The organism is Blastococcus sp. HT6-30, assembly GCF_039729015.1.
In the GTDB taxonomy this organism is placed as follows: Bacteria; Actinomycetota; Actinomycetes; order Mycobacteriales; family Geodermatophilaceae; genus Blastococcus.
In genome coordinates, this window is the sequence record NZ_CP155792.1 from 1,481,694 (window position 1) to 1,507,197 (window position 25,504).

Consider the following 25,504-nt stretch of genomic DNA (forward strand, 5'->3'; position numbering starts at 1 on the left):
TGCCGGGTGGCACCTAGGGTGTGCGTGCCCCTGCCGTTCCCCGTCCGTCCACCGCCGCGGCCCCTCGTGCGCCGGCGCACCGCGCCCCGACGCCAGGCCCGTCCCCGAGGAGCCCACCCCCGTGCCCGTCGTCGTCACCGGCTCCATCGCCACTGACCACCTGATGACCTTCCCCGGTCGCTTCACCGAGCAGTTCGTCGAGGGCCAGATGGAGAACGTCTCGCTCTCCTTCCTCGTCGACGACCTGGTGCAGCACCGCGGTGGCGCCGGGGCGAACATGGCCTACGGGCTGGGCCTGCTGGGCCTGTCACCGGTGCTGGTGGGCGCCGTCGGCAGCGACTTCGCCGACTACGACGCCTGGTTGTCCCGCCACGGGGTCGACACCCGCAGCGTGCGCTGGTCGGAGCTCAAGCACACCGCCCGGTTCGTCTGCACCACCGACGAGGCGAACAACCAGATCGCGTCGTTCTACTCGGGCGCGATGGCCGAGGCCTCGCAGATCGAGCTGGCGCCGGTCGCCGAGCGCATCGGCAGCCTCGACCTCGTCGTCGTCGGGCCCAACGACCCGACCGCGATGGTCCGCCACACGCAGGAGTGCCGGGACCGCGGCTACCCGTTCGCCGCCGACCCGAGCCAGCAGCTGGCCTGGGCCGACGGCGAGATGATCCGCGACCTCGTCAGCGGCGCGGAGCTGCTGTTCACCAACGAGTACGAGTCGGCGCTGCTGCTGCAGAAGACCGGCTGGACGGCCGACGAGGTCCTCGCCCGGGTCGGCACCTGGGTGACCACCCGCGCCGCCGACGGCGTGCTCGTGCGCCGGGCCGGTGAGGAACCGCTGTCGGTCGTCGCCGTGCCGGAGACCAAGCCGGTCGAGCCCACCGGTGGCGGCGACGCGCTGCGTGCCGGGTTCATCGCCGGCCGCATGTGGGGCCTGGGCCTGGAGCGCTCCACCCAGCTCGGGTCGGCCGTGGCCACCGCCGCCGTCGAGGTCATCGGCACGCAGGAGTACGACCTGCCGCGGGACAGCTTCCTCGCCCGCTTCGCCGACGCCTTCGGGGCCGACGCCGCCGACGAGGTCGCCGCCCACCTGCTCCGCTGATCAGCCCCCGCGGAGGCGGTCGCCGATGCCCGGGTCCTCGCTCCAGCTGCGGTAGGGGATCCGGCGGATCTCCTTGACGTCCCCGATCGTCGACCACTCGTTGCCGCCGAGGCGGGCCAGGGGCTGCAGCTCCTCGATCCGCGGCCGGCCGTCCCGGACGACGCTCTCCCACGCCGAGACGTGCACGACCCGGCCGAACACCACGGTGCTGTCGCCCAGCCGCAGCGTCGCGTGCAGCGTGCACTCCAGGGTCACCGGCGACTGGGCCACCCGCATCGTGGCGACCCGGTCGCTGGGCTCCAGGGTGACCCCGGTGTGCTCGGCCTCGCTCTGGTCCGGCGGGAAGTCGGTCGCGGTGGCGTTGACCTGCTCGAACAGCGACTCCGGGGTGAGGCTGACGGTGAACTCACCGCTGTCCTCGACGTTGCGCAGCGAGTCCTTGCGGCCCACCGAGGTGAACTGGATGACCGGCGGGTCGACGCAGGCGACGGTGTAGAAGCTGTGCGGGGCCAGGTTGTGCACCCCGGCGGCCGAGCGGCTGCAGACCCAGGCGATCGGCCGGGGGACGACGACGGAGTTGAGCACCCGGTAGAACGCGCCGACGTCCATCGCGGTGGGGTCGAACGAGGTGCGCGGCCGGAACTGGTCGGGTGAGGTCACCGGTCCATCGTCGCCGATGCGCCCGCGTTCCTCGCGTCCACCGTCCGGCCGCGCCAGCGCAGGCTGCCGCGCCGCCGCCCCAGCACCGAACGCACCATGAGCGCGTCGAGCACCAGGATCGAGACGGGGTGGGCGAGGGCGTCCGGCCAGGCCCGGCTGCCGCTGGACAGCGCGGCGGCGACGCGCCCGGCCACCCCGGCCGCGTACCCGACCAGCCCGGCGCGGGAGCCGCCCAGCGCCGCGAGGGGCGGGACGACGTAGACGGCGGTGAGCGCGGCCGCCGCAGCGAGCCCGCCGGTCGGCGCGCCGCCGACCGACGCCCACAGCGACTTGGCGTAGCCGTCCCGGAGCGCGGGCCAGTCCTCGTACATGCGGCAGGCGGCCAGCCGGGAGCCGTCGACCGGCCCGCCGCGGCCGCCGGACCGCTTCACCGCCCGGAGCAGCGCGATGTCCTCCAGCACCTCGCCGCGGACGGCGGCGTGGCCGCCCGCCCGCAGGTAGGCGCTCCGCCGTACGACGAGGAACTGGCCGTTGGCGGCGGCCAGCGACGGGCGGGGCGAGCGCTCGGCCAGGCGCAGCGGCAGCGTGGTCGTCCAGAGCCACGGCGCCAGCGGCTGCACGAGGCGCTCGGCCACGCCCACCGCCAGCGGGCGGGGCCACGGTGAGACCAGGTCCAGCCCGGAGGCGTCGAGGAGCGCGACGGCGGCGGCGATCGCGTCGGGGAAGAGGCGGACGTCGGCGTCGACGAACACCAGGACGTCGTCGTCGGCGCCGTCCTCGTCCTGCGCTGCTGCCGCCCCGACCGCGCAGGCGTGCGGCTTGCCCAGCCACCCCGGCGGCGGCGCGGGAGCGGAGACCAGCCGGAGCCGGCGGTCGTGCACCGCGCGCACCACGTCGGCGGTGCCGTCGGTGGAGCCGTCGTCGACCACGACGACCCGCAGCCGCTCCAGCCCCCGCTGGTCGAGGAGCGCGGCCAGGCAGCCGCCGACCTGCCCGGCCTCGTCGCGGACCGGCAGCACGACGGTGACCCGGCGGTCCACCGGCGGCGGGTCCGCACGGGGACGGCGCAGCAGCGCGGTGTTGACGACGGCGTGCAGCGCTCCGGCGACCGAGACCCCGGCCAGGAGGCGCAGCAGCCGGCCGCTCACCGCCGCCCCGCGCGCCGGTGCTGCACCGCGAGGACGACGAGGACGCAGGCGCCGAGCCCCGCCCCCCAGGCCGCCGAGCCGGGCAGGCCGAGCCAGCCGGCGTGCGCGAGGGCGCCGCCGAGGGTCATCCAGGCCAGCGCGAACAGGGGGGCGCCCGGACCGGTGCGGGGCCCGCTCGCGGTACGGGCGACGAGCGCGTCCAGCAGGGTCATGAGGACCAGCCCGGCGAGCAGCCAGCCGGCCAGGTTGGTCAGCGGCACGGTGTCGATGCCGGGCAGGCCGGGGGACGGATCGGCCCACGTCCAGTAGCCGGCCTGCACCAGCTGCGGGTCGAGGACGACGTCCCACGCGGCGAAGACCGCCGCCGCCCAGCCGATGCGGGCCGGCCGGCGGCGGGAGGCGCGGACCGGCCGCGCCAGCACGTCGCCGAGCAGCCAGCTCGGCCAGGCCATCATCAGCCAGGCGAGCGGGACGAGGAACGGCACGCCGAGCAGCGTGGGGCCGAGGGTGTCGCTGTAGGTGTAGCTGCCGTAGGGGTAGCCGGTGGCCAGGCCGACCGACTCGAAGCCGATGGCCACGAGCGCGACGAGCACCAGCACCCCCAGCCCGGTGCGCACCCCCCGGCTCAGGCCCGCGTGCACCACCGACAGCGCGGAGCCGAGCAGCACGATGGTCCAGGAGACGACGTCGCGCAGGCCGCCCGAGGTCAGCGGGTAGGCGATGGCCGTGGCGACGAGCGCGCCGGCCAGCGCCAGAGGGACGACGCGGCGCACGGCCGACGCCGGCGCGGAGGCGGTCGCGGCCGTCACACCTCCGCCGCTCCGGCCCGCAGCCGCCGCAGCGCCCGGCCGGCCGCCGCCCGGGCGCGGGGCAGCGCCCGGCGGTCGGCGAGGAGGGTGCGCGCCGCCGTCCGCCCGGAGTTGCCCGAGACGCCGCCGCCGGGGTGGGTGGAGGCGCCGGCCAGGTAGAGGCCGGGCAGGCCCGGCACCCGGTAGCCCGACAGCCCCGGCGCCGGGCGGAAGGCGAACATGCTGGCCAGGCCCATCTCCACGTGCATGACGTTGCCACGGGGGAGGGACAGCTCCCGCTCCAGGGCCAGCGGGGTCTGCACGTACACCTCCCGGACGGAGCCGGCGAACCCGGGGGCGTAGCGGTCGACGGCATCCACCAGGCGCCGGGCCTCGGTGTCGGCCAGCGCGTCCCAGTCGCCGCCGTCGGCGAGCGCATAGGGGTACCACTGCCCCCAGATGGTGACGACGTGCTGCCCCGGCGGGGTCAGGGTGTCGTCGCTCGCGGAGAACGACATGGCCAGCGGCACCGGATCGCGGGGCACCCGGCCGGCACCCCAGTCACCGTGCGCGGCGGCCAGCTGACCGCGGTCGGTGCAGAGCAGCTGGAGGCCCTGCAGGGCGTCGGTGGCCGAGACGCCCGGGTACGACGGCGGGGCGTCGGTCAGCGCGCGCACGACCAGGCCGAAGCCGTTGCCGATCGGCGGCGCGGCCTCGGCGAGCACGGGGGGTGCGGCCTCCCCGGCCAGCTCGCGGGTCACGCCGATGTGGCAGGCGGCCACCACCGAGGGCGCTCGCACGAGCCGGCCGGATCGCGTCTCGACCCCGGCGACCCGGCCGTCCTCCACCAGCAACCGCGCGGCGCCGTCGCCGAGCACCACCCGGCCGCCGTCGGACTCCAGCCGCCGGCGCAGCGCCTGCGTCAGGCCGCCGGAGCCCCCGACCGGGTGGCCGGGCGGGACGTCGTGCAGCAGCGCCACCCAGCCGACCATGGCCGCAGTGCCGGGCTCGGACATCGGCGGGCCCGACTGGGCGCCGAACCAGGCCAGCGCCGCCTTGAGCCGCTCGCTGGTGAACCACCGGTCCAGCAGGGCGTCGCCGGAGCCGAGGAAGTCGACGGCCAGCTCCCCGCCGGGAGTGCGCACCCGGCCCTCGGCGGGCGCGCCGAGCGGCCAGAACGAGCGGACCAGGCCCCCGGGGGAGGGCGCGCGGCCGAAGGCGGCGACCACCGCTCGGCTGCGCGGGGCCCAGACCGCCACGAAGCGCCGGTAGGCCGCGGCGTCCGCCGGGCCGCAGGCAGCCTCGATGGAGGCGCACGTGGCGTCCAGGTCGACGGAGAGGACCAGCGGCCGGCCGTCCGGGCCGGGGTTCCCGGGCGCGGGAGCCGGCGCGAAGCCCCACGGGTCGCAGTCGATGTAGCGCAGCCCGTGCGCGGCCAGGTCCAGCTCCTCGACGATGCCGCTGTGTCGGATGATCACGTGCGCGCTGGAGCCCCGGTCGACCTGCACCCCGGGCCAGCGCTCGACGGTGGACACCGCACCGCCCAGGACGTCGTCGGACTCGACGACCTCCACCCGCAGGCCCTCGCGGGCCAGGTAGCAGGCGGCGACCAGGCCGTTGTGGCCGGAGCCGACGACGACGACGTCCACGGGAGCGGGGGGAGCGGTCACGCCCGGGAGTTCGGCGCGGAGGGGGTCGGCGGATGCAGCGGCAGCCGCGCGCCGAGGATGGCGAAGGGCCGGGAGTCGCCGGGGAAGTGGTAGCCGCGGGCGAGGTCGACGAAGCCGTCGGCGCGGTACAGCCGGAAGGCCTTGGTGTCGGCGTCGGGCGTGGAGAGCAGGGCGACCGGGTGCGGCAGGCCCTCGACCAGCGCGTGCAGCAGCTGCCGGCCCAGCCCCTGGCTCTGCGCGTCGGGGTGGACGTGCAGCTCGCAGACCTCGAAGGCGCCGGGCAGCCACTTTCTGGCCGTCCGGCGGTCCAGCGCCGCGCGCACCTGGTCGTGCCACCACTGCCCGGGGGCGATGAGGTAGCCGTAGCCGAAGCCGACGAGCCGCTCGCCCTCCGGGGTCTGCGCGAAGGCGCCCACGGCACGGAAGCCGGGCCGCTCGGTGTGCTGGATGGCGTAGCCGTACCGCCCGGCGACGACGCCGGAGTCGTAGCCCATCGCCAGGCCGTAGACGGTCAGCACCTCGTGCATGTGCTCCCGCATCCACGGGGGCGGCAGCTCGACGATGCGGGTGGCCGGTCGGGTGCCGGTCACGGGGCGGCCTGCGGGGCGGAATCGGCCGCGACCTCGACCGGGGTGCCCTCGGTGAGGCGGAGGAGCTCGTCGTAGCTGGTGGGGAAGACCGTGTGCGGGTGCCCGGCGGCTGCCCACACCACGTCGAAGCGGGCCAGCTCGACGTCGACGAGCGTGCCGATCGGCTCGGGGTGTCCGATCGGCGCGACGCCGCCGATGGGCTGGCCGGTGTGCCGCCGCACGAACTCCGGGTCGGCCCGGGTGAGCTGCGGGACGCCGAGGAACTCGGCGACCCGTGCCTCGTCGACCCGGTGGGCGCCGCTGGTCAGGATCAGCACGGGAGCACCGCCGACGTCGAACACCAGGCTGTTGGCGATGGCGCCGACCGGGACGCCGAGCCCTGCTGCGGCTGCAGCGGCGGTCCGGGCGGTGTCGGGCAGGTGGCGCACCTCGCCGGTGGCACCGGCCGCGCGGAGCAGCCGCGCGACCTCGGTGACCCGTGGGTGGTCCGGCAAGGGCATGGGTCGATCCTGCCACCGGCCCGAGCCGGGCGCGTGCCCCGCTCGGTCGCGCGGACGGTCGGCGCACGCCGGCCAGCAGCGAGGTCGGCGGTCTCCGGTGCATCCTCGACCGGCGCGCGCCGGCACCGCCTCGTCGAAGACCATGCCGGGCCCCGGCCGACCGCTGGAGCCGTTACCGGGCCGTGGGGCTCGAGCGGACGGAGGTGGCGCCATCCAGCGGTTCGACCAGCAGGAACTGTCGTACCCGCTGCCTACCGTGCAGCCATGGAGGACGACGGGGAGCCCCACGCGCCCGACGACGGTGAGCCGATGCCGTTGCTCCCTGGCGAGGTGGTGTCGCCGGCGGCGGCGGAGCTGGAGCTGGTGTGCGACCTCTGGTCCGCCGACGCGCACATGGCCCGCGAATACGCCCGGCAGGCGGCCGTCATCGCGGAACTGGCGCGCCGGCGCTCGGCCGAGCGGGATGCCGACTACGGCCGCCGCGGCGGGCCGGGTCCGGACTCCCGGGCGATCCGCCCGGCGGCGCTGGCCGACGTCTCCGACGACTTCGTCTCCGAGCTCGCACTCATCCGCAACTGCTCGGAGGCCGAGGCCGGGCGGCTGGCCGCCGAGTCGATCCTGCTCACCACGAAGCTGGCGGCCACGTGGGGGGAGCTGTTCGCCGGGCGGCTCACGCTGCACAAGGCGCGCATCCTGCTCGACCTGCTCGGCGACGCCTCCGGCGCCGTCGCCGCCGAGGTGCAGTCGCGGGTGCTGCCCTGGTGCCGAGCACTGTCCGCCGTCCCGGCTGGGCGACCGGGCCCGCTACCACCTGTACCGGGTCGACGCGGCAGCCAGGGAACGCCGGCGCAAGGAGGCCCAGCGCCGGGCCGACGTGCACGTCGAGCGCACCGCCGACGACCTGGGCCGGCTCGTCGTCGAAGGCCCTCTGCCCGCCGTCCACGCCGCCCGCGACGCGGTCGACCAGTACGCCCGGTGGATGCGCGCCGACGGCGACGACCGGCCGATCGGCCTGCTGCGCGCCACCGCCGCGCTCGACCTGGTGCTGCGGCCGTGGGGCACCAGCCGCCCACCGGTGACCGCTCACCTGGTCGTCCACGCTGCGGCGGCCTCACTGCGGTCTGACGCACCAGCGGGGGCGCCCCCGGCGGAGCTGGACGGCCAGTTGATCTCCGCCGCCCAGTGCCGTGAGCTGCTCGCCTCCCTCGACCTGCTCGGCTCCGCGCCGGCGGGCGGCTCGGTCTGCGTCGCCGTCGATGCCCCGGGTACCGGGGAGACCGTCGCGGTGGCCACCCGGGCCGAGCTCCGCCGCGCTGCCGGCCGGGGCCGCCGCGTCCGCCGACGCAACGCCCCGCGTGACGCCCACTCGTCCGGTGGGCCCGACGGGCCCGGTCACCCCGACGGGCCCGGTCACCCCGACGAGCCCGGTGGGCCCGACGGGCCCGGTCAGCCCGACGGGCCCGGTCGCCCCGACGGGCCCGGTCACCCCGACGAGCCCGGTGGGCCCGACGGGCCCGGTCAGCCCGACGGGCCCGGTCGCCCCGACGGGCCCGGCCTCCGGCCGCCACCTCCGACCTGCGGGTACCGGCCCACCGCTGCGCAGCACCGCCTCGTCACCGTGCGCGACCGGCACTGCCGCATGCCCGGCTGCCGCCGCCGCCCCGGCCGGTGCGACATCGACCACGGGCAGGCGTTCGCCGACGGTGGGCCCACCGCCTGCTGGAATCTGTGCTGTCTATGCCGGCGGCACCACCGGATCAAGACCTTCGCTCGCGGCTGGTGCTTCAGCCTGCATCCCGACGGCCGGCTCGTCGTGCGCACCCCCTCGGGTGTCTCCCGGACCACCCGCCCGCCCGGGTGGTGCCACGACCCCGAGCCCGACCCGCCCTGGCTCGACGACCTCGAGCCGCCCGATCCGCTCCGCACGTGAGACCAGCCGGTCCCCGGCACGTCGCCCGGTAACCGCGGTGGCGCTCCGCCGTCGGGAGCGTCCGGGGAGGTCGTCGGCCCGTTGGTCGGGGCTGGATCGCGGGGGTCCGCAGCTTTGGCGCTGGGTTCGGCGGGGGCAGGCGCACGTCCGCGACACGGCCGCCGCACGGCTTGACGGAGGCAGGCGGCTCCGGTCTACTGGACGTGTTCGAACACACGTTCGAATGGCGCTCGTTTCCGCTCCCCGGCCTTCCCCGCCGGTGGGGTGCTGGGACGGTGTGCGCGCGGGGTGAGACGTGGGGAGTCGGGCATGAGCCGGGTGCTGGGTGAGGTCGTCGGTCGGACCGGCGAAGAGGTGCAGGTCGAACGTGGCCCCTTGGGCCCGGTGCAGTTCTGGCGCGGGCAGTCCCGGTACCTCGTGGGCGAGCTGCTCGACTCCTGGGTCGAGACCGCACCGTGGTGGCTGCGGGACGCCGGCACGGGCGGCGCGTCCGCCGACCTGGTGGCGCCGCGGGAGGTCTGGCGGGTGGAGGCGGTCCGGGCCGGGCGCTCCCGGCTGAGCTTCGCCGGGGTCTACGACCTGTCGTGGGACGCGTCCGGCAACCGCTGGTGGCTCGTGCGGGTGCACGACTGATGGGCGCCGCACGGGCCGTGCCGGCCGAGCAGCTGCCGCTTCCCCCAGCCCTGCCCGCCGCCGCTGCGGCGCTGCTGGGCCAGGCGCACCGGGGGCTGGCCGCGGCCGCCGCGGCCACCGACCAGCGGGAGCGGTACGCCACCGCCCACCTCGCCGCACTCCGCGCCGCCGCCGCGGTGCTGGCCGCCCGCACCCGTCCGGAGGGCGGGCGGCGCCGCCCGCGCAGCGCCTGGGTGCTGCTCGGGCAGGTGGCGCCGGAGCTGGGGGAGTGGGCCACCTTCTTCGCCGCCGGAGCGGGCAAGCGCGCCGCCGCCGAGGCGGGGCTGTCCCGCGCGGTCACCGAGCGGGAGGCCGACGACCTGGTGCGCGACGTCCGCGCCTTCCTCGCCGTGGTCGAGACGGCGCTCGGCAGCACGCGGATGCCGGAGCCGCCTCGCTACCCGAGGCCGCGCGTGGTCGGCGGGTCGGCATCCGGATCCGCGGGCTCCCGGCCCGCCGGGCCCTGGACGTGAGCGACCCCTTCGTCCACCTGCACGTCGCCTCCGGCTACTCCATGCGGTACGGGGCCAACCACCCCGCCGACCTGGTGGCCCGCGCCGCCGAGCACGGGATGCCGGCGCTGGCCCTGACCGATCGGGACGGCCTCTACGGCGCGGTGAAGTTCGCGCTGGCCTGCCGGTCGGCCGGGGTGCGGCCGATCTTCGGCGTGGACCTCGCGGTGGCGCCGTCGCTGGGCACCAGCGTGCCGCCGGCGCTCGCGCACGTGCTGGGGGAGAACCCTGCCGCGGCACGCCCCCCGCGGTCACGGGCCGCGACGGCCGCCCGGCGGGCGCCGGCCCGCGGTGGGGCGAGCGTCGACCCGCGACTGCCCCGGGTCACCTTCCTGGCGCGGGACGGCGCCGGCTGGCGGTCGCTGTGCCGGGTCACCAGCGCCACCCACCTGCGCGGCACCCGTGGCGAGCCGGTGAGCTCGCTGGCGATCGCCGCCGAGCACGCGACCGGGCTGGTCCCGCTGCTCGGTCCCGACTCCCCGGTGGGGCGGGCGCTGCTGGCCGGCCGGGCCGATCTGGCCGCCGACCAGCTGGACGCCTGGCGTGCAGTCTTCGGCCCCGGGCTGGCGCTGGAGCTGGTGCACCACCGCGGGCGGGGCGACCGCTCCCGGGCCCAGGCGATGCTGCGGTTCGCCACCGAGCAGGGCGTGCCGGTGGTGCTCAGCAACGCCGTCCGCTACGTCGACGCCCTGGACGCGCCGACCGCCGACGTGCTCGACGCCGCCCGGCGGCTGGTCCCGCTCGGTGCCCGGCACGTCGACCGCACCACGGCCGAGGGTTACCTGAAGTCGGGCAAGGAGATGGCCGAGGTCGCCGAGGACGTCGTCGGCCCCGACCGGGACGCCGCCCTGCGGCTGCTCGAGCGCACCGCCCGGCTGGCCGAGCAGTGCGCCGTCGACCCGGGCGCCGACCTGGGCATCGGCAGCGTCCGGTACCCCGAGCTCGACGTCGTCACCACGCCGGCCGAGCGGGGCATGGGCCCGGCGCAGGTGCTGCGCGCCCGGTGCGAGGCCGGGCTGGGCCGGCGTGGCATGGCGCCCACGACCCGGGTCCGCCAGCGGCTGGACGAGGAGCTGGCGGTGATCGACCAGCTCGGCTACCCCTCCTACTTCCTCACCGTGGCCGACGTGGTCGACCTCATCAAGAGCTTGAGGGTTCGGGCGGCTGCGCGCGGCTCGGGCGCCGGCAGCCTGGTCACCTACCTGCTGGGCATCTCCGACGTCGACCCGCTGCGCTACGGGCTGCTGATGGAGCGGTTCCTCTCGCCGCTGCGCCACCAGCTGCCCGACATCGACATCGACGTGGAGTCCGCCCGCCGGATGGAGGTCTACGACGCGGTCATCGACCGCTTCGGCGCCGACCGGGTCAGCTGCATCTCGATGATGGACACCTACCGGGTGCGGCACGCCATCCGCGACGTCGGCGCCGCGCTCGGGCTGCCGTCGGCGGAGGTCGACGCCGTCGCCAAGGCGTTCCCGCACATCCGCGCCAACCAGGTGCACGCCGCGCTGCGCGACCTGCCGGAGCTGCGGGCCAGCCGGCTGGGCTCGCGACGATCCGGCGGTAGCGGGGATCTGGACCTGCTGTTCGACCTCGTCGCCCGGCTCGACGGGCTGCCCCGGCACATCGCGCTGCACCCGTGCGGGGTGCTGCTCTCCGACGCCACGCTGCTGGACCGGACCCCGGTGGAGAGCAGCTACCTGGGCTATCCGATGAGCCAGTTCGACAAGGACGACGTCGAGGAGCTGGGGCTGCTCAAGCTCGACCTGCTCGGCATCCGGATGCAGTCGGCCATCGCGCACGCCCTCGACGAGATCGAGCGGGTCGACGAGGAGGCGGTCGACATCGACGCCGTCCCGCGGGACGACCCGACGACCTTCGAGCTGATCCGCAGCACCCGCACGCTCGGGATGTTCCAGATCGAGTCGCCGGGACAGCGGGAGCTGGTCGGCAAGTTCGGGCCGCAGACCTTCGAGGACATCATCATCGACATCTCGCTGTTCCGGCCCGGGCCGGTGAAGAGCGACATGGTCACCCCGTTCCTCATGGCCCGGAACGGCTGGCGGGAGGCGCAGTACCCGCACCCCGACCTGGAGTTCGCGCTCGCGGAGACCGCCGGGGTGGTGGTCTTCCACGAGCAGGTGCTGCAGGTGGTCGCCCGGATGGCCGGCTGCACGCTGGCCGAGGCCGACGAGGTGCGCCGCGCCCTGGGGGAGAAGGACGCCCACCCGGAGGTGCGGGCCTGGTTCGTGCCCCGGGCGCTGGCCGCCGGCTACCCGGTGCAGGTGGCCGAGCAGGTGTGGGAGGTGCTGGCCGCCTTCGGGTCGTTCGGCTTCTGCAAGGCCCACGCCGCAGCGTTCGCGCTGCCCACCTATCAGTCGGCCTGGCTGAAGGCCCATCACCCGGCGGCCTTCCTGGCCGGAGTTCTCACCCACGACCCCGGCATGTACCCGAAGCGGCTGATCCTCGACGACGCCCGCAACTTCGGCATCCGGGTGCTCGGCCTGGACGTCAACGCCTCGACCGGCAGCTACCGCGTCGAACGGCTGGTTACTGCCGACGACGGGGACGACGACTCTGACCGTGAAGTGGAGGATGAGGTCCGGGGTTGGCGGCGTCCGGAGTGGATGCCCGCGGCGATGCCCGACCCGACGCACTACGGCATCCGGCTGTCGCTGGCCGACGTGAAGGGCATCTCCGACGACGAGGTGGCGCGGGTCGTCGCCGGGCAGCCCTATCGGTCACTGACGGATTTCTGGTCGCGCGCGTCGGTGTCCCGGCCGGTGGTCGAGCGGCTGGTGCTGGCCGGCGGGTTCGACTCGCTCTACGGCTTCGGGATGCGCGACCGCGAGGCCGGCCGGCCGACCCGGCGGCGGCGCCAGGTCACCCGGCGGGACCTGCTGCTGCAGATCAGCGAGCTGGACCGGTGGAGCCGCAGCGGCGCCCGGGCCACCTCAGACGGGCAGCTGAGCCTGGACCTGATGGGGCTGGAGGAGGAGTCGGCGGAGTCCGACGGGGCGACCGCCCCCAGCTGGGCCGAGAGCAGCGGGCTGCCCGAGTTCACCGACGCCGAACTGGTGCGGGCGGAGCTCGAGGTGCTCGGACTGGACGCCAGCAGGCACGTCGTCGACTTCTACCGGCCGTTCCTGTCGGCGCTCGGCGCGGTGCCCGCCGGAGAGCTCCTCGGCTGCCGGAGCGGCGCGGAGGTGCTGGTCGCCGGGGTCAAGGTGGCCACCCAGACGCCGCCGATCCGGTCCGGGCGCCGGGTGGTGTTCGTGACCCTCGACGACGGCACCGGCTGCACCGACTCGACCTTCTTCGAGGACGCGCAGGGCCCCTACGCCGCGACGGTCTTCCACTCGTGGCTGCTGGTGATCCGTGGGGTGCTGCGGCGCACCGGCCCGCGGGGGATGTCGCTGCGGGCCACCGGGGCCTGGGAGCTGCCGGCGCTGCACGAGGCCTGGGAAGCCGGCGGGCTCGAGTCCGTCGCCGAGCTGATGACCGCGGGGTGGGTGGGGGACGGCGATGAGTACACCGAGCAGGCGATCGCCGGGGCGGCGGCCTCGCACGGCTCCCGGCCGGTCGTGGTGCGGCCGGTCCTGGTCCACCCGACCGGGTTCCGGATGTCGCCCTACGCCGACATCAAGCCGGCCGGTGACGAGACCAAGGTGGCGGCGCGCCGGGCAGCGGCCGGGCCGCCCCGCAAGCTCTGGCACTCCAGCCCGGGCAGCTCCGGTCACTAGAAGGAACCCGCTGTCCCCACCGCTCGCAGGCTCGCGGCGGGGCCGGCAGCGGGGCCGCCGCTGGCCCCGCTCGCGGGCCCGCGGCGGGAACCCGCAACGGGCCGCCCTCCTCCCTCGGCTCGCCCGGGAGGAGGGCCCCGGTGTCGGTTGTGGTGGCTCACCCGTTGCCGTCGGTGGCGTCCTCGACCTCCTGCTCGAGCTGGTCGACGCCCTCCTCGACGTTCTGCTCGACGCCGTCGTCGACGACGTCATCCCCGCAGGCGGCGGTGGTGAGGGAGGCGGCGGCGATGGCGAACGCTGCCGCGGTCGTGCGGACCAGGCGGGGGCGCACGGAGCGGGTCATGGGAACTCCTCAGTCGTCGACGGTGCTGACATCGAGGCAGTGCCCGGGCCCGGCGGACCGGTAAACGATCATCCGGCGACGGGCAGGGGCGGGCAACCGGCGGAGGTCGGGCGGCGAGCGACCGATGAGTTCCCCGGTCCGGCCCGGTCTACCTCCCGACGCCGGCGCCCGGCCGGCGCGTGCGAAGGAGGACCAACGATGCCCCAGCAGATCCCGTGCCTGTGGTTCGACGGCCAGGCCGAGCAGGCCGCGGCCCACTACACCTCGATCTTCCCGAACTCCTCGATCGGCGAGGTGACCCGCTACGGCCCCGACATGCCCATGCCGGAGGGCACGGCCATGACGGTGAGCTTCACCCTCGACGGGCAGGCGTACGTCGCGCTCAACGGCGGCCCGCAGTTCCCGCACAGCGAGGCCATCTCCTTTCAGATCATGTGCGCCGACCAGGAGGAGGCGGACCACTACTGGACCCGGCTCACCGACGGCGGCGAGGAGAGCATGTGCGGCTGGCTCAAGGACCGGTTCGGCGTCTCCTGGCAGGTCACCCCCACCGAGCTGATGGCCCTGCTGAGCGATCCCGACCCCGGCCGGGTCCGGCGCGCGACCGACGCGATGATGCAACTGCGCCGCATCGATCTCGACGTTCTCCGGCGGGCCGCCGACGGCGTCCCCGCCTGAGAGAGGCCCCGCCCTCTCCGCACGCCCGCTCGGGGCGGCGCCCTGGACGGCGCCGGAGGACCGGCAGGGGTCCCTGCGGAGGCGGCAGCGGCCGCTGCCGACCGCCACTAGGCTCCGGTGGGTGCCGATCGAACCTGCCTCGCCGACCGCGGAGCAGCTGCCCGCCCGGACCGCTGCTGTCTGGGCCGCGCTCGACCCGCTGGTCAGCGCGGGCGGGCACCTGCGGGTGCTGGACGTCGGGGGCGGGAGCGGCATGTTCGCCGTCCCCCTGGCCCGTCTGGGGCACGGCGTCACGGTCGTCGACCCCAGCGCCGACGCCCTGGCCACCCTGCACCGCCGCGCCGAGACGGCGGGCGTGGCCGAGCGGGTACGCGGCGTGCAGGGCGACGGCGACCTGCTGCACGAGGTCCTCGCCGCCGACGAGGGCGGGTACGACCTCGCTCTGTGCCACTCCGTCCTCGAGGTCGTCGACGACCCGGCGGTCACCCTCCGGGAGATCTCCGGTGCCCTCTGCCCGGGCGGCCGGGTGAGCCTCGCCGTCGCCAACCGTGCCGGTGCCGTGCTCGCCCGCGCGGTGGCCGGCCACCCCGTCGAGGCGCTCGCGCTGCTCGGCGACGAGCGGGTCCCCGGGCGGCCGGTCCGGCGGAGGTTCGCCCCCGAGGACCTCCTCGCGCTCGTCGACGGGGCGGGCCTGACCCCGGGCAGCTGGCGCGGCGTCTCCGTCGTCGCCGACCTGCTCGAGGCCGCCTCCGGCGCCGACCCGGCCGCCGTCCGGAACCTGGAGCTGGCGCTCGCCGAGGCCTCGCCCTACCGCGAGGTGGCCGCCGGCCTCCACCTGCTGGCCACCCGCGCGTGAGCGCGGCGGTCGACGACGGCGGGCTCCCGCCCGACCTCCACCGGCCGGCCTACGGCGTCGCCACCCTGGCCGACGTGCTGCCCAGCGTCGCGGCGACCCTGGGTGCGCCGGTCGCGCGGGGGGACCTGCCTGCCGATCCGCTCGGCCTGGCCGCGGCGCTGCACGGCGCGCGCCGCGTGGCGGTCCTGCTCGTCGACGGCCTGGGCGCCGACCTGGTCCGCGCCCACGCCGGGCTCGCTCCTACCCTCGCCGCGCTGACCAGTCCGGCCGGGGACCTGCAGGCGCCCTGCCCCAGTACCACCCCGGTCAGCCTCACCACGATCGGTACGGGCCTGCCCCCGGGTAGCCACGGCGTCCTGGGCTTCGTCACCGAGGTGCCGGGGGAGGGGCGCACCCTCAACCACACCCAGTGGGCCGACGACCCCGACCCCGCCGACTGGCAGGCGCGGCCCACCGTCTTCGAGCGCGTCGCCGCCGACGGCGTCGCGGTCACCGCCGTCGGCCCGTGGGCCTACGCGGGCTCGGGTCTCACCGCGGCAGCCTACCGGGGTGCGGACTACACCGGGGCGGTGGGACCCGGCGACCTCACCGCGCTCATGCGGTCGGCCCTGGACGCCGGCCCGCGGGCCCTGGTCTACGGCTACATGGCCGAGCTGGACCTCACCGGCCACGTCCGCGGTGTCGACTCACCCAGCTGGCGGGGCCAGCTCACCCTGGTCGACCGCGTCGTCGAGCAGCTCGTCGACGGGCTGCCGGACGACGCCGCCCTGCTGGTCACCGCCGACCACGGCATGCTCGACGTCTCCGCGCACACCCGCCTGGACCTGGACGACGAGCCCGATCTCGCCGACGGCGTACGGCTGCTCGCCGGCGAGCCGCGCGCCCGCTACGTGCACACCGAGCCCGGGGCCGAGGCCGACGTCCTGGATCGCTGGCGCGGCGTCCTGGGCGACCGCGCCTGGGTCGTGGGGCGCGAGGAGGCCGTCGCCAGCGGCATCTTCGGCCCGGTGGACGATGCGCTCGCCGCCCGCATCGGCGACGTCGTGGCGCTGGCGCGGGGGAGCTGGGTGCTGGTCAGCTCCCGCCTGGAACCCGGCCCGAGCCGGCTGGCCGCCTACCACGGCTCGCTCACCGCGACGGAGCTCGCGATCCCGCTCCTCGCCGCCCGGGGCCGCGCCCTCGGCTGAGCGCCCGGTCAGCTGTCGGCCGGGACCGCCGGCCGGGTCGTGAGCGATAGGTGGTGCCACGTCCGCACCCGGTCGGGCGCCGGAGCCTGGCAGGTGAGGTGCACGGCCTCCGGAGACGGGCGGCTCTCCACCGTGACGACCACCGATGCCACCGGACCGGCGAGGGTGACCTCCCAGCGCTCCGCCGCCGGATCGGCCGACTTCCGCGGGGTGACGCCGAGGGGTGCGAGGTCGTCGACGCCGAGGAGGCCGAGCTCCTCGCGGGCGTAGTGCTGGGCCGCTTGCACCGGCGCCGCGAGCCCCGCCCGCCCGCGCAGCCACGGCAGCGCGACCTGGCCGCGGTCGTGCGCGGCGACGACCAGCCCGCCGTCGCCGGGGACCTGCCCGTAGTAGAAGCCGTGCGGCAGCACGAGCACGTTGGCGGCGAAGCGGTCACCGCCGAGGTGGCTGCACTCCCAGACGTCGGCCGGCCCGGGCGCGGGCAGCGCGCGGGCCAGGGGCCGGCCGCGCAGCGCGCAGCAGGCGTCGTGCCCGCCGTGGGTGCACACCAGGTACGTCCGCCCCTGCGCCGGCTCGCCGACCGATCCGTCCCAGGGCGCGGTGAGCAGGTCGGCGTCGGTCGAGCGCACCGACCACCAGAGGCCTTCCCGGCCGAGCCGGCTGTCGGCGTAGGCCCAGCGACGGCCGGAGTCGGACAGTCGGTCACCGGGGCGGCGGACCAGCAGCACCCGCACCCCCTCCCGCTGCGCGCGCTCGGCCAGCAGCGGGGCCACGCGGGCGTCGAACCGCGACTGGACCAGCGCCTGCCGCCCCCACGGGCCCGGCTGCTCGATCAGCAGCCAGCGCGAGACCGGGGACGCCGTCGCGACGCCCGAGTCGGCGCGCTCCAGCGCCTGCACCGAGCAGCGGCTCCCGTCGAGCCGGCCCAGGGGGCGGGCGGGGACGCCGCTGCGGCAGAAGTCGTCGCCACCGGCGGAGCCGGCTCCGGTCACTCCCGCCACGGCGTCACCGGCCGGACCCGGTCGCGTCCTCGCGCGCGGCCGCAGGCCCGGTGGCCGGCAGCGCGGCGTCGGGCACGGTGGCGATCGACTCGGTCACCAGCCGGCGCGCCAGTGTGAGGCGGTCCGCCGGGTCCAGCCCGGGCAGATCGCCGACCTTGAGCTCACCGACGGCCAGGAGCTCGGCGAGGGCCGGGCGCACGTCGGAGGGGAAGGTGTGCGTGCGGCGCCCGGCGATCAGCGCCACCCGCCCGTCGTCGGCGTCGCGCAGGGTGCAGCGCAGCCGGCTGCGCAGCCGCACCGCCGTCTCCGCCGTCACGGCTGCCGCCGCGGTGGCCTGCGCGAGGGGGGCCACGGGCTCCGGCTGCACCTGCGCCCACGTGCGGGCCCGGAGGCGGTCGGCCACCTCGGCCGGCTCGACCCGGCCCAGCCACGCGCGCAGACCCTCGACGACGGTCGCGACGTCGTCGGTGAGGACGTCGGGGTCGGAGAGGTCGATGCCCAGGGGCAGTGATCCCCGCAGCGTGCGGTCCTCGGCCGCCAGCGTGCGCACCAGGTCCAGCACCTGCTCCGCGGCGGCCCAGCGGGTCACCGAGTGGATGCCGACGGTCAGGTGCGCGCTGATCTCGCCGAGCGCCTTCGCCGAGTGCAGGTAGCCGCGGGGCAGGTAGAGGGCGTCACCGGGGCGCAGCACCGCGTCGATGACCGGCTCGCGCCCGGCCGCCGCGGCGACCTGGTCGGCGCGGTCGGTCCAGACCTGGGTGCGCAGCGGGTCGGGGAGCACCGGCTCGTGGATGGTCCAGTGCTTCTCACCGGCGACCTGCAGCACGAACACGTCGTGGACGTCGTAGTGCGGGCTGAAGCCCTGCGAGGAGGGCGGGGTCACGTAGGCGTTCACCTGCGTGGGGTGGCCGAGGTCGGCGGCCAGCTGGTCGGCGAACTCGATCAGCGGCGGCCACAGCCGGTGCAGGCCCTGCAGGACGACGGTGCTCCCGTCGGCGAACAGCCGCAGCACCGCGTCGGAGGAGACCTGGTCGGCGATCTCCGCGCCCGCCCCTCCGGAGGTGGTGAACCGCTTCGCGTCGACGACGGCGCCGTCCTTGGCGATCCGCAGGAACGGCGTGCGCAGGCCGCGCCGGGAGAGCAGCTCGTCGACGGCGGGGAGGTCGAGCAGGTCGGTGAAGGAGTTCCCGGTGTCCTCGGCCCGCGTGAGCAGCGGGCGCCGCGCCCAGTACTGCTCGGCGAAGAGCTCGGGCGCCATGTCCGTGCACCGCCGCAGGGCCGGGCGGAGCTGCTCCGTCCGGCCCCGCGGGGTCGGGTTCTCGGTCAGGCCGAACCGTCCGCGCCACCGTCGGCGCCGCCGTCCGCGCCGCCGTCCGCGCCGCCGTCGGCGCCGCCGTCGGCGCCGCCGTCCGCGCCGCCGTCGGCGCCACCGTCGGCACCGCTGTCCGCACCACCGTCGGCACCGCCGTCGGCACCGCCGTCCGCACCACCGTCGGCGCCACCGTCGTGCGTACCCGGGGTGCCGGATGCACCGCCGTCGGCCGGGCCCTCCGTGCTGGTCATGTCCTCGTCGTCGAGCGCCACTGGCTCCTCCGATCCCATCGACCGGGCCACCGGACGGCGACCCTGCGGAGGCTGCTGTACCTCGTGCGCTCATGCTCCACACATGCGCCGTGACCTCGGTGTTCGTGCCGGAGGGGGCGCGGCGGGACCGCCGTCGGGACGAGCGGCGCACATCTCGATCGCGTTACGGCTCGCCGCCCCGGGTGGTCGGCCCGGCAGACCGGGCATCCCTGTCCCGAACGACAGCCACGACGAACGAGAAGGAGAGGGTCATGACCGAAGGTCGTGCACGAATCGATTCCGGCATCGGGGCGGACGTCCGCCGCGGGGAGGCCACGACGCCCGTGGGGACGACGGAGGGCGCCACGCGGGTGGCGGCGGCCCCACGGGTCGACCACGACGACGAGCACCTCGGGCGGCCCACGCAGATCTCCCTGGCGCCGCCGCGGCGGGACCGCGTCCGGTGGGGCCCGGTGTGGGCCGGGTTGATCGTCGCGGTGCCCACCTTCCTGCTCCTGCAGCTGGCCACGCTGGCGCTGGGCTGGTGGGACGTCGGCTCGGGGGCCGGGAACGACGCCGACCTGATCAGCGGGATCAACGGGTTGATCGCGCTGTTCCTCGGTGGTCTCACCGCCGGGGCGAGCGCGCTGTGGCGCGGGTTCAGCGAGGGGCTCCTGCACGGCATCCTCGTGTGGGCGCTGGCCGTCGTGACGATCGTGCTGCTCACCCTGTTCGGCGGCGGCGCGCTCCTCGGCTCGCTCGCCGGCGTGGTCACCGACGTGGCCGGCATCCAGCAGGCCGACATCCCTGACATCCAGGCAGGCCAGGCCGCCGATGCGGCCCGCTCCGCCGCCAGCTGGGCGGTGCTCGGACTGGGGCTGTCGATCGCCGCGGCGGCGCTCGGTGGCGTGCTCGGTGCCAAGATGTGGCCCGGCAAGCACGACCGCGAGGACGAGCGGGTCGCCGCCCGCTGATCGCACGCTCCGGGGCAGGCCGCTCGGCCGGCCCCGCCCCGGGCCGCTAACATCCCCGTGGATCGAACGCATGTTCGATCCACGGGGGTCGGTGCGGGAGGTGGGCGTGGGGGAGAGCGTGCGTGCAGCCGGCTGCACCGTGCTGCACGTCGACATGGACGCGTTCTTCGCCAGCGTCGAGGTGCGCCGGCACCCGGAGCTGGCCGGCACGCCGGTCATCGTCGGCGGGGTCGGCAACCGGGGCGTGGTCACCTCGGCCACCTACGAGGCCCGGCGCTACGGCGTGCACGCGGCCATGCCCACCGCACGGGCGCTGCGGCTGTGCCCGACGGCGACGGTCCTGCCGGGGGACATGGCGCTGTACTCCGAGGTGTCCCGGGCGGTCATGGCACTGTTCCGGTCGATCACCCCGCTGGTCGAGCCGCTGGGCCTGGACGAGGCCTTCCTCGACGTCGCAGGCGCCGGCCGCCGGCTGGGCGACGCCGCGCAGATCGGCGAGTACATCCGCGCCCGCGTCGTCGACGAGCAGGGCATCACCTGCTCGGTCGGCGTCGCCGGCACCAAGTTCGTGGCGAAGCTGGCCTCCACCCGGGCCAAGCCCGACGGGATGCTGGTCGTCCGCCCCCCGGAGGTCATGGGTTTCCTGCACCCGCTGCCGGTGAGCGCGCTCTGGGGCGTGGGGCCGAAGACGGAGGAGACGCTCCTGCGGCTGGGGCTGCGCACGGTCGGTGACCTGGCGCACGTCCCGGCGCAAACCCTGCAGCGAGCCCTCGGCGCGGCGGCGGGCACCCACCTGCACGAGCTGGCCTGGGGGCGCGACCCCCGGCGGGTCGTGCCCGACGAGCCCGAGCGCTCCACCGGCGCGGAGGAGACCTTCGCCACCGACGTGGACGACCCCGTGGTCGTCCACCGGGAACTCCTGCGCCTGGCGGAGCGGACGGCGGGACGGCTGCGCTCGACCGGCAGCCTGGCCCGCACGGTGAGCATCAAGGTGCGCTTCGCCGATTTCGCGACGATCACCCGCAGCCGCACCCTCGGGGCGCCCACCGACGTGGGGCAGGAGCTCTACGACACCGCCCGTGCTCTCTACGACGCCCTAGGGCTGGATCGGGCCCGGATCCGGCTCGTCGGTGTGCGGGCCGAACGGCTCGTCGAGGCCGGGTCGGCGCCCCGTCAGCTGGAGCTCGGGGCGCGCGAGCACGGCCGGCGGGAGGCCGAGCTGGCCGCCGACCGCGCCGCCCGCCGCTTCGGTGCCGGTGCGGTCCGCCCGGCGACGCTGCTGCGCCGTGCCGGCTCCCCCGGACCGGCCGGGCGCTGACCAGGCGGTTCGCGCCGGAGCGGCCACCCGGAGGAGTGATCGGCCGACCCGCCCGGCGGGTCGCGGTGGCGTCGCCTTTCGCGCCTTGCAATCGGCTCGTATCCTCGGAGACACCCGTCGGCGGGAGCCTCCGACGGAACTGGCTCCGCCCATTTGGAGGTCGACGTGCCGCTCTCCGAGCACGAGCAGCGTCTGCTGGAGCAGATCGAGCGCGCCCTCGTCGATGACGATCCCAAGTTCGCTTCCTCGGTCCGCACCGGCGATCGCCGTCTGAAGGCCCGCCGCAAGCTACAGCTCGGCGCACTGCTGGTCCTGGTCGGCCTCGCCGTCCTGGTCGGCGGAGCGGTCGCCGAGTCCGTGCCGCTCGGCGTGCTGGGATTCCTGGTGGCCTTCGGGGGTGCCGCCCTCGGCGTGCTGCACTACCGCGCGGCCACCGGCGCCGTCGAGGTCACCGACGCCCCCGCCGGACCGCGCGGTTCGACGGCCGCCGGCCGTGGCGGTGGCCGCACCCGCCGGCAGCCGATGAAGAGCCGCCTGGAGGAGCGCTTCCGCCGCCGCTACGACCAGTAGCCCCTTACACCGCCCGCCCGGCCGTCGTCCTCCCCGGACGACGGCCGGTGGCGTTCCGCCACCGCTGCGGGAGTGCGGCCCGGACGTCGTCCACCAGCGAGGCCGGCCACAGCAGCGCCCGCAGCCGCACCGGCAGGGGCCGGGCGCCGGCCAGCCCCCGGCGGGCCGTCCGCAGCGCCGCCCGCAGCTCGGGGCCGGGCCGCCCGTTCCCCGGCCGCCCGTAGGTGGCCGCCTCCTCCGCCCGGGCCAGCTCGTGCACCGCGGCCACGGACGCGGCCACCGACGGCCCACCCGGCCCGCGGATCACGGCCGTCGCCAGCGCGTCGGCCACCCGGCGCGGGGTCCAGGACGGGTGGAGGTGCACGCCCAGGTCCACGGCGCCGGCGGTCAGCTCGTCCCAGAGGCCGTCGGCTCCCTCCCCGGCCAGCCGGCGCCGGCGCTGCAGGGCGCGCACCCCGGCCGGCGTCGCCAGCAGCAGCGCGCCGACGGCCACCAGCCCGGCGGTGAGCAGCAGCGGCTGCAGCGACGTCCCGGCCTGCTGCCGGGCGCCGGCCTGCGGAACCCCCTCGGGAACGCGGTCCGCGCGGGGCGCCACCGGCGCCGGGGCCGCGGTCGGGGCAGGCGCGGCCGGGGCCGCGTCCTCCCGATCCTCCTCCGAGGCGCGCGGCGCCCACGGGAGGGCCACCTGCCGGGCGGCTCCCAGCGGGGTCGGGTCGAACGGCACCCAGCCGTAGCCCTGGAAGAAGACCTCCACCCAGGCGTGCGCGTCATCGCTGGTGATCAGCCGGGTGCCGCCCCGCTGGGCGTCGCCGGGGGTGTAGCCCAGCGCCACCCGCGCGGGCATCCCCGCCTGGCGGACCAGCACGGCCATGGCACCGGCGTACTGCTCGCAGTAGCCGCGCTTGAGGCGGAGGAAGTCCACCAGGTCGTCGCCGCTGGTCCCGGGGGCCGTGGAGAGGCTGTAGGTGAACCCGTTGGACCGGTCGCTCAGGTAGGCCTGGATGCGCCGCACCCGCTCGTAGCCCGTGGTCGCGCCGTCGGTCAGCAGGGTGGTCAGCTCCCCGATGGCGGGGTCGAGCTCGGGGAGCGCGGTGAAGCGCTCCTGCAGCACCGACCCCGGGGGCAGCGGCTCGGCGCCCGACAGCATCTCCGCCGTCGGCCGGGGCTCGGTGGCGCTCACCCGGTAGGAGAGCCCCGCGCTGGTCGCGTCGCGGCCGAACACCGTTCCGGTCGATGCGTCGAACCGCCACGCCTCGGCGTCGTCGTCCACGCGCACCGCCTGCGGCACGGAGGGGACGGGCAGGAACCGGTCGTCGTGCTCCAGCACCTCGACCGAGGCGGTCACCGGCCGGACCGGCTGCCGGTCCGGCAGCGGAGCGAGCTCCTGGTCGTCGGCCACGGAGATCTCGCCGTCGAGGTTGCTCAGCGACCAACCGCCGGCCGGGTCGTACTCGTCGAGGGCCACGGCCCGCAGATAGCCCGGGTCCTCGACGGAGGCCTCCACGCGGAGCAGATCGATCGGCTCGGGCAGGGTCAGCTGACCCCGGAGCTCCGCCGCCGGGTCGAGCGAGGTCCCGGTGGCCGAGCCGGTGCCGCCGCCGAGCCCGGTGGCGAACGAGCCCTCCGGGAGGGTGGGCACCACGGTGCCGAGGCCGACGCCCGCCGCCACGGCGACCACGCCGATGCGCACGGCGGTGCCGGTGCCGCCGGTGACGGGCTCACCGGCGGAACCGTCGAGCTCGCGGCGCTGGTCGGCCCAGAGCAGGAGGGTGAAGCCGGCGGCGGGTCCGGCCAGCGCCACCAGGCCGACCCCGCCGGTCACCGTGCCCACCGGCACGCAGAAGAGGACCAGCAGCCCCACCCCGGCCAGGGTCGCCTGCCGCCCGGCGGTCGCGACCAGGTCGACGAGGACGGCGACCAGCCCGACGAACAGGGTGGTGAGCGCGAGCAGGCCGGTGAGCGGCAGGGCGGGCGTCGCCTGCTCGCGGATCTCGGCCCCGCCGTTCCCGAAGACCTCCACGAGCCGGCCGAGGCTGGTCGGGGTGGGCACCACACCGGCCACCGCGCCCTCGGAGGCGAAGACGGCGGTGAGCACGCAGGCGACCAGCGCCAGCTGTCCGGCCGGCACGACCACGGTGCCCAGCGACTCCAGCGGCCCGGGGTCGGCGGCCCGCGTGGCCAGCCGGGCCGAGGCGGCCCGCAGCAGCAGCCCACCGGCGAGCACGGCGGCGATCACCAGGAACACCGGCGGGACCCAGGCCCGGCTGGTGAAGACGGGGGTGAGGGCGAGCGCCCCCAGCAGGGTGGCGACCGCGGCGGCCACGGAGGAGCGGGCGTCGGCCGGTCTCATGCCCGCGCTCCCGCGGGAACGGCGCCCAGGGCGGCCCACACCTCGGCGACGTCCTGACCGGCCGTCGCGGTGGTCACCCGCCAGCCGGCGCCGGCCAGCACCGCCGCGGCCTCCTCCCGCTGGGCGGCCAGCGCATCGAGGGCGGCGCCCGCGATCCCGCGCCGGCGGCTCGGCACCGGATCGCCCCACCCGGTGATGTCCACGAGCACCGCCAGGCCGGTGGCCGGGCCGGGGCGCAGCCGCACGAGGTCGGCGACGTCGTCGGGCCCGACGGCGCCCAGCAGGCAGATCAGGGGGCCGTCGCCGGCCGCCCGGCACGCCGCCGACACCGCGGCCGACAGGTCGGTCCCCCGCGAGGGCCCGACGACGGCCAGCCGGTCCAGGAGCTCCTCGGCCCCGAGACCGCCGCGGCCGGGGGTCGACGAGAGCTCACCGGTCGCGGTGACCACCCGCAGCTCCGCGCCCCGCTGCACCAGGGCCATGCCGATGCTGGCCGCGGCCTCGACGAGCCACTCGAGGCTGTCCGTGGGCGGGCAGTCGTCGCCGGGCGGTCGGGGGACGTCGGGGGCGGTGCGCCCCGCCGGGGCGACCAGGTGGGCCCGGGCCCGCGTGTCCAGCAGCAGCGTGCCCTGCGCGCGCCAGGGCCGTTCCTCCAGCCGGACCATCAACTCGCCGGTGCGCGCGGTGGCCCGCCAGTGCACCTTGCGCATGTCGTCGCCTCGCCGGTACTCCCGCACGCTGACGTCGTCGTCGCCGTGGACGGCCAGCGCGCGGGGGACCCCGTCGCCTCCGCTGCCGTGCTCCCCACCCGGCCCCCCGCGACCGAGGGGGCGCACCCGGGGCACCACCGCCAGCGGCGCGGTGCCGGTGCCGGTGCCGGTCCGCTCCACCAGGCCGAAGGGGTCGACGATCCGCAGCTGCAGGGGGCCCAGCTGGTAGCGGCCCCGGTGCCGCCCGAGCAACCGGTACCGGACGGTGGTGGCGGCGCCGGCGGCCAGACCGGCCACCGAGAACCGGTGCGGGCGGCCCAGCGCGGGGGGCACGTGCTCGGTGAGCAGCCACAGCCCGCCGCGGCGGGTGCCGGAGTTGACCAGCTCCAGGACCACCTCGGCCGGTGCACCGCGCGGCACCCGCGACGGGGTGACGCTGCGCCGGGTGGTCATCCGGAGCCGTCTCCGCCCGACGGTGAGCGCGGCGAGCAGCGGCAGGGCGAGGACGAAGCCGGCCAGCTCCACCAGCGAGCGCTCGCCCAGCACCGCGCCGGTGAGGCCGAGGGCCAGGCCGCCGCCGACCAGGCAGCGGCCGCGGAGCGTGAGGACCGAGCGGGCCCGTCCGGATCCTGCGGCCACGGA

The 25,504-nt window shown here is 76.6% G+C and carries 24 protein-coding genes; 11 read left to right on the top strand and 13 right to left on the bottom strand.

Going from position 1 to position 25,504, the window contains the following annotated elements:
- Positions 1–121 precede the first annotated feature (121 nt).
- Positions 122–1,099, top strand: a complete 978-nt coding sequence (locus tag ABC795_RS07180; protein WP_347060262.1) for a carbohydrate kinase family protein — start codon at positions 122–124, stop codon at positions 1,097–1,099.
- Here ABC795_RS07180 and ABC795_RS07185 read toward each other — a convergent pair whose 3' ends face one another.
- The 7 genes from ABC795_RS07185 to ABC795_RS07215 form a co-directional block, all read right to left on the bottom strand.
- Positions 1,100–1,759 (bottom strand): flavin reductase family protein, encoded by a 660-nt coding sequence (locus ABC795_RS07185; RefSeq protein WP_347060264.1) that lies wholly within the window; start codon positions 1,757–1,759, stop codon positions 1,100–1,102.
- Positions 1,756–2,907 carry a glycosyltransferase gene (locus ABC795_RS07190; RefSeq protein WP_347060266.1) on the bottom strand — a complete coding sequence of 384 codons (1,152 nt, stop codon included), beginning with the start codon at positions 2,905–2,907 and terminating at the stop codon, positions 1,756–1,758. Before ABC795_RS07190 ends, ABC795_RS07185 begins: the two co-directional genes overlap by 4 nt.
- The gene (locus ABC795_RS07195) at positions 2,904–3,716 is read right to left on the bottom strand and encodes a carotenoid biosynthesis protein (protein WP_347060267.1); all 813 of its coding nucleotides are present in this window, start codon (positions 3,714–3,716) and stop codon (positions 2,904–2,906) included. The genes ABC795_RS07190 and ABC795_RS07195 overlap by 4 nt, the downstream gene beginning before the upstream one ends.
- The gene (locus tag ABC795_RS07200) at positions 3,713–5,365 is read right to left on the bottom strand and encodes an NAD(P)/FAD-dependent oxidoreductase (protein ID WP_347060269.1); all 1,653 of its coding nucleotides are present in this window, start codon (positions 5,363–5,365) and stop codon (positions 3,713–3,715) included. The genes ABC795_RS07195 and ABC795_RS07200 overlap by 4 nt, the downstream gene beginning before the upstream one ends.
- Entirely contained in the window at positions 5,362–5,955 is a 594-nt protein-coding gene (locus ABC795_RS07205) for a GNAT family N-acetyltransferase (RefSeq protein ID WP_347060271.1), read from the bottom strand. The genes ABC795_RS07200 and ABC795_RS07205 overlap by 4 nt, the downstream gene beginning before the upstream one ends.
- Positions 5,952–6,455 carry a YbaK/EbsC family protein gene (locus ABC795_RS07210; RefSeq protein WP_347060273.1) on the bottom strand — a complete coding sequence of 168 codons (504 nt, stop codon included), beginning with the start codon at positions 6,453–6,455 and terminating at the stop codon, positions 5,952–5,954. Before ABC795_RS07210 ends, ABC795_RS07205 begins: the two co-directional genes overlap by 4 nt.
- 470 nt (positions 6,456–6,925) lie before the next feature.
- Positions 6,926–7,138: a hypothetical protein gene (locus ABC795_RS07215; protein WP_347060275.1), complete on the bottom strand. Its 213-nt coding sequence runs from the start codon at positions 7,136–7,138 to the stop codon at positions 6,926–6,928.
- A 191-nt stretch (positions 7,139–7,329) separates the two neighbouring features.
- Here ABC795_RS07215 and ABC795_RS07220 point away from each other — a divergent pair, with 191 nt between their 5' ends.
- The 4 genes from ABC795_RS07220 (at position 7,330) to ABC795_RS07235 (ending at position 13,312) form a co-directional block, all read left to right on the top strand.
- Positions 7,330–8,385: an HNH endonuclease signature motif containing protein gene (locus ABC795_RS07220; RefSeq protein WP_347060277.1), complete on the top strand. Its 1,056-nt coding sequence runs from the start codon at positions 7,330–7,332 to the stop codon at positions 8,383–8,385.
- 309 nt (positions 8,386–8,694) lie between these two features.
- Complete coding sequence (locus ABC795_RS07225) at positions 8,695–9,018, top strand: DUF6504 family protein (protein WP_347060279.1); 324 nt, start codon at positions 8,695–8,697, stop codon at positions 9,016–9,018.
- The gene (locus tag ABC795_RS07230) at positions 9,018–9,530 is read left to right on the top strand and encodes an SAV_6107 family HEPN domain-containing protein (RefSeq protein ID WP_347060281.1); all 513 of its coding nucleotides are present in this window, start codon (positions 9,018–9,020) and stop codon (positions 9,528–9,530) included. Before ABC795_RS07225 ends, ABC795_RS07230 begins: the two co-directional genes overlap by 1 nt.
- Entirely contained in the window at positions 9,527–13,312 is a 3,786-nt protein-coding gene (locus ABC795_RS07235) for a DNA polymerase III subunit alpha (RefSeq protein ID WP_347060283.1), read from the top strand. The genes ABC795_RS07230 and ABC795_RS07235 overlap by 4 nt, the downstream gene beginning before the upstream one ends.
- Before the next feature lie 157 nt (positions 13,313–13,469).
- On the opposite strand, the gene ABC795_RS07240 is transcribed toward ABC795_RS07235, so the two are convergent.
- Complete coding sequence (locus ABC795_RS07240; protein ID WP_347060285.1) at positions 13,470–13,655, bottom strand: hypothetical protein; 186 nt, start codon at positions 13,653–13,655, stop codon at positions 13,470–13,472.
- A 198-nt stretch (positions 13,656–13,853) separates the two neighbouring features.
- Between ABC795_RS07240 and ABC795_RS07245 the strand changes: the two genes are divergently transcribed.
- The 3 genes from ABC795_RS07245 to ABC795_RS07255 all read left to right on the top strand — a co-directional run bounded on the left by ABC795_RS07245 (position 13,854) and on the right by ABC795_RS07255 (position 16,376).
- A complete protein-coding gene (locus tag ABC795_RS07245; protein ID WP_347060287.1) occupies positions 13,854–14,333 on the top strand; it encodes a VOC family protein in 480 nt (159 codons plus the stop codon).
- Positions 14,334–14,454: 121 nt separating this feature from the next.
- Positions 14,455–15,189: a methyltransferase gene (locus tag ABC795_RS07250; protein ID WP_347060289.1), complete on the top strand. Its 735-nt coding sequence runs from the start codon at positions 14,455–14,457 to the stop codon at positions 15,187–15,189.
- Positions 15,186–16,376 carry a nucleotide pyrophosphatase/phosphodiesterase family protein gene (locus tag ABC795_RS07255; protein WP_347060291.1) on the top strand — a complete coding sequence of 397 codons (1,191 nt, stop codon included), beginning with the start codon at positions 15,186–15,188 and terminating at the stop codon, positions 16,374–16,376. The genes ABC795_RS07250 and ABC795_RS07255 overlap by 4 nt, the downstream gene beginning before the upstream one ends.
- An 8-nt stretch (positions 16,377–16,384) precedes the next feature.
- On the opposite strand, the gene ABC795_RS07260 is transcribed toward ABC795_RS07255, so the two are convergent.
- The 3 genes from ABC795_RS07260 to ABC795_RS07270 form a co-directional block, all read right to left on the bottom strand.
- Positions 16,385–17,377, bottom strand: coding sequence for a sucrase ferredoxin (locus ABC795_RS07260; protein ID WP_347060293.1), 993 nt, complete (start codon positions 17,375–17,377; stop codon positions 16,385–16,387).
- Positions 17,378–17,381: 4 nt separating this feature from the next.
- Positions 17,382–18,635, bottom strand: coding sequence for a cupin domain-containing protein (locus ABC795_RS07265; RefSeq protein WP_347060295.1), 1,254 nt, complete (start codon positions 18,633–18,635; stop codon positions 17,382–17,384).
- Positions 18,636–18,700: 65 nt separating this feature from the next.
- Positions 18,701–18,961 (bottom strand): BatC protein, encoded by a 261-nt coding sequence (locus tag ABC795_RS07270; protein WP_347060297.1) that lies wholly within the window; start codon positions 18,959–18,961, stop codon positions 18,701–18,703.
- Positions 18,962–19,212: 251 nt separating this feature from the next.
- Between ABC795_RS07270 and ABC795_RS07275 the strand changes: the two genes are divergently transcribed.
- From ABC795_RS07275 to ABC795_RS07285, 3 genes are all read left to right on the top strand, one after another.
- Entirely contained in the window at positions 19,213–19,914 is a 702-nt protein-coding gene (locus ABC795_RS07275) for a permease (RefSeq protein WP_347060298.1), read from the top strand.
- Between the two features lie 70 nt (positions 19,915–19,984).
- Complete coding sequence (dinB, locus tag ABC795_RS07280) at positions 19,985–21,232, top strand: DNA polymerase IV (protein ID WP_347060299.1); 1,248 nt, start codon at positions 19,985–19,987, stop codon at positions 21,230–21,232.
- A 165-nt stretch (positions 21,233–21,397) separates the two neighbouring features.
- Positions 21,398–21,802, top strand: a complete 405-nt coding sequence (locus ABC795_RS07285; protein ID WP_347060300.1) for a DUF3040 domain-containing protein — start codon at positions 21,398–21,400, stop codon at positions 21,800–21,802.
- A 4-nt stretch (positions 21,803–21,806) separates the two neighbouring features.
- On the opposite strand, the gene ABC795_RS07290 is transcribed toward ABC795_RS07285, so the two are convergent.
- Positions 21,807–24,152, bottom strand: coding sequence for a DUF3488 and transglutaminase-like domain-containing protein (locus tag ABC795_RS07290; protein ID WP_347060302.1), 2,346 nt, complete (start codon positions 24,150–24,152; stop codon positions 21,807–21,809).
- Positions 24,149–25,501, bottom strand: a complete 1,353-nt coding sequence (locus ABC795_RS07295; protein WP_347060304.1) for a DUF58 domain-containing protein — start codon at positions 25,499–25,501, stop codon at positions 24,149–24,151. Before ABC795_RS07295 ends, ABC795_RS07290 begins: the two co-directional genes overlap by 4 nt.
- Positions 25,502–25,504: the final 3 nt, after the last annotated feature.

What these genes read in the sequence shown, in the direction of transcription:
- ABC795_RS07210 (WP_347060273.1), bottom strand. Translation starts at nt 6,455, where the DNA reads ATGCCCTTGCCGGACCACCCACGGGTCACCGAGGTCGCGCGGCTGCTC.
- ABC795_RS07225 (WP_347060279.1), top strand. Translation starts at nt 8,695, where the DNA reads ATGAGCCGGGTGCTGGGTGAGGTCGTCGGTCGGACCGGCGAAGAGGTG.
- ABC795_RS07230 (WP_347060281.1), top strand. Translation starts at nt 9,018, where the DNA reads ATGGGCGCCGCACGGGCCGTGCCGGCCGAGCAGCTGCCGCTTCCCCCA.
- ABC795_RS07240 (WP_347060285.1), bottom strand. Translation starts at nt 13,655, where the DNA reads ATGACCCGCTCCGTGCGCCCCCGCCTGGTCCGCACGACCGCGGCAGCG.
- ABC795_RS07245 (WP_347060287.1), top strand. Translation starts at nt 13,854, where the DNA reads ATGCCCCAGCAGATCCCGTGCCTGTGGTTCGACGGCCAGGCCGAGCAG.
- ABC795_RS07265 (WP_347060295.1), bottom strand. Translation starts at nt 18,635, where the DNA reads ATGGCGCCCGAGCTCTTCGCCGAGCAGTACTGGGCGCGGCGCCCGCTG.
- ABC795_RS07275 (WP_347060298.1), top strand. Translation starts at nt 19,213, where the DNA reads ATGACCGAAGGTCGTGCACGAATCGATTCCGGCATCGGGGCGGACGTC.
- dinB (WP_347060299.1), top strand. Translation starts at nt 19,985, where the DNA reads ATGTTCGATCCACGGGGGTCGGTGCGGGAGGTGGGCGTGGGGGAGAGC.
- ABC795_RS07290 (WP_347060302.1), bottom strand. Translation starts at nt 24,152, where the DNA reads ATGAGACCGGCCGACGCCCGCTCCTCCGTGGCCGCCGCGGTCGCCACC.